This window comes from Moorena sp. SIO3I6 (genome assembly GCF_010672095.1).
Window position 1 is genome coordinate 1 of record NZ_JAAHHU010001185.1, and the last position, 1,584, is coordinate 1,584.

The window sequence follows — 1,584 nt, forward strand, 5'->3', positions numbered from 1 at the left end:
TGATGATTCAGATGACCTGGCTACACCGATTACTCTGGGGGATTCTGTCTTTAGGTGGACGACTCAACGAACGCACCATGGCTCCCTTTTTACAATGGCTAATTGACCGAGGTAAATCCCAGCTAGCTTTAGAAATTGCCCGAATTTTCCTTAACTGGTATAACGTCCAAGGTGTTTATGCGGCTAATCGGGAGATGGAAGGTTGAAGGTTGAAGGTTGAAGGTTGGTGGTTGAAGGTTGAAGGTTGAAGGTTGAAGGTTGACAGTCAACTCTCAAGAAAATATCTGAGCTGATTTGCACTTAAATTGGTTATTTCCCATTTCCTGTTCCCTGTTCCCTGTTCCCTGTTCCCTGTTCCCTGTTCCCTGTTCCCTAAAATATGTAGTGATTACTCGAAAGAGAAAGCTGCGATCGCTAAACAACCCCATCCCAAGATCAACGCCGCACCACCTAATGGTGCGATCGCTCCTAGCCACTTGATCCCGGTTAAACTCAGGGCGTACAAACTACCAGAAAAAATGGCAATTCCAGTGATAAAAGCAGAGCCAGCTAAGGTAAGGGGAGTTTGTGCTACTTCTGCGCGGCTCAACAACAAGGCTACTAACATGAGCGCTAGGGCATGGTACATTTGATAGCGGGCACCAGTCTGAAAAATCTCCAATGCTCGTTCGGTAAGTTTTTCTTTCAAAGCGTGGCTAGCAAAGGCTCCAGCTGCTACTGATAATCCTCCTAAGATCGATGCGATCGCTAAAAAAATCCGAGTCATCAATTTTGTCCTTGCTAAAGCGTAAAATTATAAAATATTTTACCTTCTTCACTAACCTCAAACGTGGCATCACATTCTCTAGCTTTGTGGTCCAAATAGTCTTGAGCGACAGCTATAGGAAGTTTGGCTGCAATTGCTAATTTCAATACTGAAATTCTACCATTTTCGTCTTGGAGCAAGCGATAAAATGTAGACTGAAGGTGTTCGAAAACTTCTTTTTGCTCTTGTCGATAAATTCGCCATGCTAACCATATTCCCCAGAAGGTAGCTGGGATACCTACTATCAAACTTCCCAGGGCATCAACTTTATCCTGTGATGTTGCTTCCCTTCGAGTTGATACTACAACAGGTACCGTCAATAGTAGAATACCCAAGCTAAGCACTAAACCAGCAGATAATTTTTTGAACCGTTTCATTTTACCAAAGTTTTAGCAAACGTTATTTGTTAGCATGACCAGACAATTGCGATTAGGTGTAAACTATCAGTTATCAGCTATCAGCTATCAGCTATCAGCTTAAACGCTACGCGCACGCTACGCGAACAGTTATCAGCTATCAGGTTTATTTTAAGCTGACCGCTGACCGCTGACCGCTGACAGCTTTTTGTTAGTTACGAATAGCCTCCAACAAGCGAGAATAGTAAAAGCGAGTGCTAGTCATTTCTTGTCGCTGAATTGAAAATCCATTATTTACTAAAATACTAACAATATCTGCTTCTCGATGCTGATAGGCACGAGTGGTTTTACTTGGTCCTGGAAAAAACTCACCAATCTTTTTAAGTGCAGTAAGAAGCAAGGTTTTTGGTGCAAAGCTAAGAA

The 1,584-nt window shown here is 42.7% G+C and carries 2 protein-coding genes and 2 pseudogenes; 1 reads left to right on the forward strand and 3 read right to left on the reverse strand.

Annotation, left to right across the window (positions count from 1 at the left end; translation table 11 throughout):
- A pseudogene (locus F6K49_RS47505) lies at positions 1-206 on the forward strand (glycosyltransferase family 2 protein); the annotation flags it as partial.
- Positions 207-388: 182 nt separating this feature from the next.
- Here the strand turns inward: F6K49_RS47505 and F6K49_RS47510 are convergent.
- The 3 genes and pseudogenes from F6K49_RS47510 to F6K49_RS47520 all read right to left on the reverse strand — a co-directional run.
- Entirely contained in the window at positions 389-766 is a 378-nt protein-coding gene (locus tag F6K49_RS47510; protein WP_293109512.1) for a DUF423 domain-containing protein, read from the reverse strand.
- Between the two features lie 14 nt (positions 767-780).
- Positions 781-1,182, reverse strand: coding sequence for a hypothetical protein (locus tag F6K49_RS47515; RefSeq protein WP_293109515.1), 402 nt, complete (start codon positions 1,180-1,182; stop codon positions 781-783).
- A gap of 190 nt (positions 1,183-1,372) precedes the next feature.
- Positions 1,373-1,584: pseudogene (locus F6K49_RS47520) on the reverse strand (magnesium protoporphyrin IX methyltransferase); the annotation flags it as partial.

Coding starts and splice junctions, on each gene's coding strand:
- F6K49_RS47510 (WP_293109512.1), bottom strand. CDS start 766: ATGACTCGGATTTTTTTAGCGATCGCATCGATCTTAGGAGGATTATCA.
- F6K49_RS47515 (WP_293109515.1), bottom strand. CDS start 1,182: ATGAAACGGTTCAAAAAATTATCTGCTGGTTTAGTGCTTAGCTTGGGT.